Annotated in this window: 7 protein-coding genes; all 7 read right to left on the reverse strand. The window is 73.8% G+C overall.

Annotation, left to right across the window (positions count from 1 at the left end; genetic code table 11):
• A partial coding sequence (locus H5J29_RS14355) for a Rossmann-fold NAD(P)-binding domain-containing protein (RefSeq protein WP_376768531.1) occupies positions 1-656 on the reverse strand: 656 nt, incomplete at its 3' end.
• Positions 657-775: 119 nt separating this feature from the next.
• A complete protein-coding gene (locus tag H5J29_RS14360) occupies positions 776-1,423 on the reverse strand; it encodes a histidine phosphatase family protein (protein ID WP_181781457.1) in 648 nt (215 codons plus the stop codon).
• A 164-nt stretch (positions 1,424-1,587) separates the two neighbouring features.
• Positions 1,588-2,361 (reverse strand): FadR/GntR family transcriptional regulator, encoded by a 774-nt coding sequence (locus H5J29_RS36215; RefSeq protein ID WP_220187420.1) that lies wholly within the window; start codon positions 2,359-2,361, stop codon positions 1,588-1,590.
• A gap of 49 nt (positions 2,362-2,410) precedes the next feature.
• Positions 2,411-4,141 (reverse strand): pyruvate, phosphate dikinase, encoded by a 1,731-nt coding sequence (locus tag H5J29_RS14370; protein ID WP_181781458.1) that lies wholly within the window; start codon positions 4,139-4,141, stop codon positions 2,411-2,413.
• 95 nt (positions 4,142-4,236) lie between these two features.
• Positions 4,237-4,869, reverse strand: a complete 633-nt coding sequence (locus H5J29_RS14375; protein WP_181781459.1) for a hypothetical protein — start codon at positions 4,867-4,869, stop codon at positions 4,237-4,239.
• A 109-nt stretch (positions 4,870-4,978) separates the two neighbouring features.
• Positions 4,979-5,842: a mycofactocin-coupled SDR family oxidoreductase gene (locus tag H5J29_RS14380; protein WP_181781460.1), complete on the reverse strand. Its 864-nt coding sequence runs from the start codon at positions 5,840-5,842 to the stop codon at positions 4,979-4,981.
• Positions 5,843-5,879: 37 nt separating this feature from the next.
• A complete protein-coding gene (locus H5J29_RS14385; RefSeq protein WP_312858221.1) occupies positions 5,880-7,574 on the reverse strand; it encodes a thiolase C-terminal domain-containing protein in 1,695 nt (564 codons plus the stop codon).
• Positions 7,575-7,602: the final 28 nt, after the last annotated feature.

Consider the following 7,602-nt stretch of genomic DNA (forward strand, 5'->3'; position numbering starts at 1 on the left):
GTCCAGCCGGGCGCGAACTCCGCGAGGACCTCGACGGGGGCGGGTACCGGCAGGGGGGCGACGCCGCGCGGTGCCTTCCGGACCCCCACCTCGTGCAGCCTGCGCACCGCGTCGCTCGCCCGCACGGTGCCCGAGGCCGCGAGATGGACCGTGCCCGTGGCCGAACCGTGGGTCAGCTCGCCGACCAGGAAGCGCTCGACGTCGTCCGGGTGGACGAGGCGCCACGAGGAGTCGGGTGCCGCCGCGAGCAGGCCGCTGAGGGTGCGCATCTCGGCGGGACCGACGCCCCGGCCCGCGTAGGGCGCGGGCCGCACCAGCAGGGCCTGGGGATGTGCCGCCCAGGTGGCGACCTGGGCGTCCGCCTCAGCGGGGTCGTCCGGCAGGAGGACGACGATCCGGGTGTCGCCGTCGGCCGCGGCGACCGGCAGGAAGGTGTCGGAGTCGGGGAGGTGGAGCACGGCGTCGACGGGTTCCCCACCCGTCGCGGCGGCGAGGGCGTGCAGGTCGTCCGCCCGTCCGGGCCGGAGGTCGACCCGCGGGTCGACGAGCCGGGACGTCTCGTCACCGAGGCCGACGACCCCGTGGCCCGCCCCGAGGAGCGCGCGCGCGACGGATCGACCGGTCCTGCCGGTGACGTGGGTGATCAGGAACCGCATGGCGTCCTCCTCGACGCGAGCCGGGCCGTGGGCGTTCGGATGGCCGCACGGTCCGCGGGGCTTCTGGATCTGTCTGGATCTGTCGATCCGCCGGTGGTCCCGGTCCGGCTCCGGTGCCGTCAGGTGGCGGCGGGCTCGGCCAGGTCGACCCTCGCCGCGCGTTCCAGGGCGAGCGTGTGGCCGTGCTCGTTCACGCTGATGACCTGCCGGGCACCGGTACGGCTGATCAGCACTCTGCTGATCGAGGTGTAGTCGGGGTGGAACGTCATCAGTTCGTCGATCCCGAGGATCCTCGTGAGGACCGCGTTGATGACCCCGCCGTGACAGACGACGGCGACGGCCTGGCCGGGGTGCGCCCTGCGGATGCGGTCGACCGCGCCCTCGACGCGCTCGCGGAAGCTCCCGATCGTCGCCGCGCCCTCCGCGGTGCGCGAGCGGTGCGCGAACCGGTCCACGAACTCCTGCTGGGTGCCCTCCCGGCTGCCGCGGGTGTCCAGCGGCACGTAGCGGTCCTCGCCCAGCGTCAGCTCGACGAGGTCCGGGTCGGTGCACGGGGTCAGCCGGTGCAGACGCCCCAACGCCACCGCCGTGCGTCGGGCGCGCACCATCGTGCTGGTGTAGATCGCCTCGAGCGGTTCCGCCGCGAGGGCCTGGGCCAGTGCCTCGGCCTGCGCGATCCCGACGGGGGAGAGGTCGGGATCCGGCTGCTCCCCGGCCGCGGCCCGCGCGCCGTGCGGCCTGGCGTGCCTGATCAGCAGGAGCTCCATCGCTCGTCCTCCTGGGTCGCGGGGGCCTCGGGCAGTGGCGACCAGGCAGGCGTCCGCCACCCTGGCCGGTCGGCCGGTGTCGAGGACGAGCGTAGCAGAAGAATCTGAAGCATCTAACTAAACTTTTTCGCCGCAGAGGGCTCGGAGACCGCTCGGCGGCAGGCTCAGTCGAGGATGTCGATGACCTCGCGGTCGGCCGAGCGCAGCAGGTGCGGGCGTGCCGTGGTCATGTGCTTGCGCCAGAACTCCTCGGCCGCCGCACCGTCCCGGGCGCGCACGAGGTCGACGAGCTTGGCGTAGGAGCGCGTGGCGCGCTTGTTCTGGCGCACGACCTCCGCGGAGTCCGACGAGGTCTCGCTGTAGGCGGCGGCCATGTGCTGCGACATGACCTCGCCGATCGTGCCGACGAACAGGGCGAGTGTCGTGTTGCCCGCGAGCTCGACCAGGCGCTGGTGGAAGCGCACGGACGCCTGGGGGAAGCCGTGCGGGTCGGTGGTGGCCCGCTCGACCCTCGCGAGCTCGACGGCGAGCTCCTCGTGATCGGCCTCGGACCCGTCCACGGCGAGCTTCTGCACCGCCGCGGGCTCGATGACCATCCGCGCGTCGTAGACGTCGCGGACCGTCGTCCCCGCCATCGTCAGGAGCAGTCCGAAGATCGGCGCCGCCGCGTCGGGACCCGGGGCGCGGACGCGGGCCCCACCCGGCGGGCCGCGCCGGATCTCGATCAGCGTGTGCGCCTCGAGCAGACGGAACGCCTCGCGCAGCGTCGGGCGGGAGACGCCGAACCGTTCCATGAGCTCGGCCTCGGTGGGGAGCCAGTCGCCCTCCTTGAGCTCCCCGCGGGCGATCATCCGCCGGATCCGGGCGGCGACGATGTCCGCCACCTTGCGCGGGCGGACCCGGTCGGAGGTGCTCGAAGGGGAGTCGAGTGGCGTCACGGACCGAGTCTAGATCCTCAGGATGATCATAACCGCCCGTGCCCGTCCGTCACTGCGCTCCCGCGGCCTCGTGCGCGTGCACCGCCGCGAGCAGGGCAGGCAGCAGGAACGGCACGACCACGAACGCCGCACCCGCACGGAGTGCCTCGGCGACGCCCTCGTCCGTCTCCAGGATCGCACCCTGCGCACCCCTGCCCTCGACGAGGGCCGACCGCCACTCCTCGCCCGCCTCGTCCAGGTCGACGATCCCGGCGCCCCCGTCGTGCTCGGAGCGGAACTCGGCGGTGCGGTACACCGCCAGCGGCGTCAGTGGACGGGCCCACTCCACGAGGCGGAGGAGGTCGGCGAGCCCGGACTCCTCGACGTCGCGGACCTCGCGGACCCCGAGCCAGACCTGTCCGGTCGAGCCGTCGACCGTGACGGTCCGACCCGCCAGGGCCGTGACGGTGCCCGCCCCGCACCCGACGACGCACGGCGTGCCGATCTCGCGGCTGACGACGGCGGCGTGCGACGTCGAGCCGCCGTGTTCGGTGATGATCGCGGCCGCGGCGATCATGCCGTGCAGGTCGTCCGGGCTGGTCGTCACGCGGGCGAGAACGACCTGCTCGCCCGCGTCCGCGCGGTCCTCCGCCTCCTCGGGATCGGTCACGACGACGCCGGAGACCAGGCCCGGGCAGGCCGGCTCGCCGCGGGCGACGAGGTCGGAGCCGGAGTCGTCGGTGCCCGCGAGCTCCGGACGGAGCAGGGCGCGGGCCTGGTCTGCGCTCACCCGGCGCACGGCGGTCGCCGGGTCGATGAGTCCCTCGTCGACCATCTCGACAGCGACGCGGACCGCCGCGGCGGCCGACCGCTTCGCCGACCGGGACTGCAGCAGCCACAGCCTCCCCGACTCCACGGTGAACTCGATGTCCTGGAGGTCGCCGTGCGTCCGCTCCAGCGTGGCCGAGGCGCTGAGCAGCTCCGCGTGCACGTCCGGCAGGAGCCGGGCGAGCGCCTCGAGCGGCTGCGGGGTGCAGCGGCCGGACACGACATCCTCGCCCTGGCCCCGGGCGAGCCACTCACCCCAGGCCGGCTTCTCCCCGGTCATCGGGTTGCGGCTGAACAGCACGCCGGTGCCCGAGCGGTCGTCCATGTTGCCGAAGACCATGGCCTGCACCGTGACGGCCGTGCCGTTCAGGCCGGAGATGCCGTGGTGGCGGCGGTAGGTCCGGGCGCGGGGGGACTCCCAGGAGTCGAAGACGGCGCAGACCGCCGCGCGGAGCTGCTCCCACGGGTCCACGGGGATCGGCGCGTCCGCCTCGTCGCCCAGGACGACCGAGCGGTACAGCTCCCGGAACCTCCGGTGGGTGTCGGCGGCGTAGGCCGCGTCGCCGGTCTCGGCCGCGAGTCCGGCCTCCACCTGCGCCGTCATGCCCAGGTTCAGGACGGTGTCCATCATCCCCGGCATCGACACGGCCGCGCCCGACCGCACCGACACGAGCAGCGGGTGCGCGGGGTCGCCGAGCCGCCGCCCGGTGACCTCCTCGAGATGGCGGACCCCCGCCACCACGTGGGACCACACGTCCTCCGCGAGGGTGCGGTCCGAGGCGTAGTAGCGGTCGCACTCCGCGGTGACGACGGCGAAGGCCGGCGGCACCGGCAGGCCGAGCGCGCGCATCCGGTTGACGCTCCAGGCCTTGCCGCCGATGGTCGCGCGGCAGGCGGTGCTGCCGCCGTCCAGGATCTCGACGGGGTCGAACCGGTCCGCGGGCGCATCGGCGGTCTGGACGAGGACGGACATCGGTGTCTCCTGGCGTCACGGGGCTACGGGTCTAGTTCCTATAGACTCTTGGAGTCTAGTCCCCGAGACGGCTCCCGGCCTAGGGCGGTTCCTCGTCAGGCCCCGCGGCCCGCCGCGGCCTCGTCGGCGCGGGTGAGCCCGGCGAGGCCGATCAGGTCTTCGTGCAGCTCGAACCACACCGTGTGATAGCTGTCGATGATCGGCTTGGTGACGTAGCTGTGGTCGCCCGCCGCGATCCTGCGGTCGGCGGAGTCGAGCCGCGCCGAGTAGGGCGCCAGCCGCGGCGCCAGGTCGGCGACGGCCGCCACGACCGGGCGCGCCCGGTCGTGCAGGGCGGACAACCGTGCCACCACGGCGGCGTCGTAGGCCTCGTCCGTGTGGTCGTTGGGGGTGTCCGCATCCGTGAGCTGCCAGGCCGTGACGATCTCCTTCAGCTCGTCGTTCAGCTCGCAGAAGCGCTCGTAGAGGGCGGCGACCGCCGCCCTGTCGACCTGCGCGCTCTCGGCGGCGACCAGCTCCGCCACCCGCTCGCGACCGGGCCCGACGACCCGCAGCCCGCCCGGGGTGGACTTGGCCAGACCGCGGTCGACGAGGTCGGTGAAGCGCTGGTCGACCTCCTCGACCGACAGACCCAGGCACTCCGCGACGGCGACGGCGGCGGCGGGGGCGCGGCCCTTGACGGCGACGACGCGCAGGACGGCGAACTCGTTCGATGGCGACTCCGGCATGGGGGGAGTCTAGTGCAATCCTGTAGATCCGATAGATGAACTCGGGTGAGGCGAGGTCTCCGGTGACCGTCGCGGCGGGCGCTCCCGGTCCTGGGAGCGCCCGTCGTCGTCAGAAGCTCGGCTGCTGTGGGCGGAGCTTCACGTAGCCGCCCGCGTCGACGCGCAGCTGCACGCCGGTGACGTAGCGGGACTCGTCGGAGACGAGGAACAGCACGGCGGCCGCGATGTCCTCCGGCTCGACGTAGGGGACCGGGATCGCGTTCATGGCGGGGAACGCGGGCAGGGCGTCCTCGCGGGTGGGGTGCTCCAGGTCGGGCCGGAACTGCCGGTACATCACGTCGCTGTTGAGCATGTCGGTGTTGCAGTTGGTGGGGTGCACCGCGTTCGCCCGGATCCGCCGCGGCGCGAGGACGAGCGCGAGGTCGTTGACGAAGGAGGCGACCGCCCGCTTGGCGAAGGAGTACCCGAGCCCGCCGAAGCCGTTGGCGGGGTTGTCGGTCGAGCCCGGGATCAGCGCCGCGAGCGACCCCGTCGCGACGACCGAGCCGCCGTCGGCGAGGTGGGGGAGTGCGGCGTCCACGGCGTTGACCACGCCGTTGAAGTCGACGGTGACGGCGTCGAGGAACGCCTGGGCCTCCTGCGTGCCCAGCGGGCAGATGCCGGCCTGGGCGACGACGGCGTCGAGCGTCCCCCCGAGCTCGGCGACCCCACTCGCGACCGCGGCCTGGAGGCTCTCCCGCTCCCGGACGTCGGCCTGGAAGGCGACGATGCGCCGGTCGAGCTTCTCGACCTGGCGGACCGTCTCGTCGAGATCGGCGCGGGTGGCCAGGGGGTAGTCGTTGGTGGCGATGTCCTCGCAGAGGTCGACGGCGATGATGTCGGCGCCCTCCTCCGCGAGCCGGATGGCGTGCGCGCGGCCCTGACCTCGCGCCGCACCGGTGATCAGGACGGTCTTGCCTTCCACACGGCCCATGGGGGCCTCCTTCGTCGGTGAGGGGTGAAACGAGGAGCTAGCGGCGCAGCAACAGGGCGCCGGAGGGCACCCCGCCACCGGCCGTGACGGCGGCGACGCGCGCGCCCTCGACCTGGCGGCCGTCGGCCTCCCCGCGGAGCTGCAGGACGGCCTCGCGGAGGAAGCCGTAGCCGTGCAGGCGGCCCGCGGACAGCTGTCCGCCGTGCGGGTTCAACGGCAGGCTGCCGCCGAGGGCGATGGTGGACCCGTCCCCGATGAAGTCGGTGCCCTCGCCCGGCTTGCAGAAGCCGAGGCCCTCCAGCCACGACAGGGCGTTGAAGGTGAAGCCGTCGTAGAGGAGGGCGACGTCGACGTCGTCGGGGGTCAGGTCGGTGCGGGTCCACAGGTGGGCCGAGGGACCGAGCGCCTGCGGGAGGTGGGTGAGCGTGTCCTGGTCCCAGGACAGGCCCTCGAGGATCTGGGTGCCCACGGCCTCGACGTGCACCGCGGGCTTGGGCCGGTCGGCGGCGGTCTCGGCGGCGGAGACGATCACGGCGACCGCGCCGTCGCAGGGGACGTCGCAGTCGTAGAGCCCGAACGGGGTGGTGATCATCCGGGCGGCGAAGTAGTCGTCGAGGGTGATCGGCTCCCGGTAGAGCGCCTCGGGGTTGCGGGCGGCGCCGGCCCGGGCGGTGACCGCGATGTGGCCGAGGACCTCGCGGCCCACGCCGTAGCGGTGCAGGTAGTGCGAGGCGTTGACCCCGATCCACTGGGCTGCGGAGACGGCGCCGTAGGGCATCCGGTGCTCCATCATGTCCGTGGCGCGCCCGGGCTCCTGCACCCAGCGGCCGGACCTGGCCATGGCCGAGTACGAGGCCTCCCACACGGTGCGGAAGCACAGCACGTGGCGACACAGCCCGGACGCCACGGCGAGCATCGCCTGGGTGACCGAGCCGAGCTGGCCGGGGATGTCGCTGCCGCCGTTGACCCAGGTCGGGCGCAGCTGCAGCGCCCCCTCGAGGGCCATGACCCCGCCCTCGCCCATCCCGTTGCGGGAGCTGCCGCCGGGGTAGGTGGACAGCCCGTCGATGTCGGAGAGCTCGAGGCCCGCGTCGGCCACGGCGGCCAGGCAGGCGTCGACCGTGAGCGAGAGGGGGTCCACCATCAGCCGGCGCCCGACCCGGGACTGGCCGACCCCGGTGAGGGCGACGCGGTGCTCGAAGCGGTCGGGGTTCGCGGGCGGTCGTAGGGCGGCCTTGACGTCTCGTGGTTCCGGGACCGGGCCGTCCTCGAGGCGGTCGGGGTCCGGCTCGAACACGGGGAGCCAGATGTCGTCGGCGAGCCGCTCGAAGCGGACCCGCACCTGCTGTCCGATGTGGACGTCGTCGGGTTCGCAGCCGACGATGTTGGTGGTGAGCCGAGCCCGGTCGTCCTCGGCGAGTGCCACGACCGCGACGACGTAGGGCGGCTCGAGGCCGGGCAGCCACTGCTGGTGGTTCACGCTGAACCCGACCACGACGGCGCGGCCGGAGACCGGCGTCGCCTCGACGGCGCGGCTGCGGCACGTCGGGCAGATCGGCAGCGGCGGGTGGATCCGCCGCCCGCAGTCCGCGCACTCGGTGATCCGCAGGACGCCGTCGCCGCCCGAGGCCCAGTACGCCGCGCTGGCCAGGGTCGGCTGAGGGAGGGGGCGGCCCGCCGTGTTCATCGCGCCCGCCCTGCTCGCGTCCGCCGTGCCACCGTCGGCACTCACGCGGTCACCCGGCCGGGCGTGGCCGCGG

Source organism: Pseudonocardia pini (assembly GCF_013870575.1).
GTDB lineage: Bacteria > Actinomycetota > Actinomycetes > Mycobacteriales > Pseudonocardiaceae > Pseudonocardia > Pseudonocardia pini.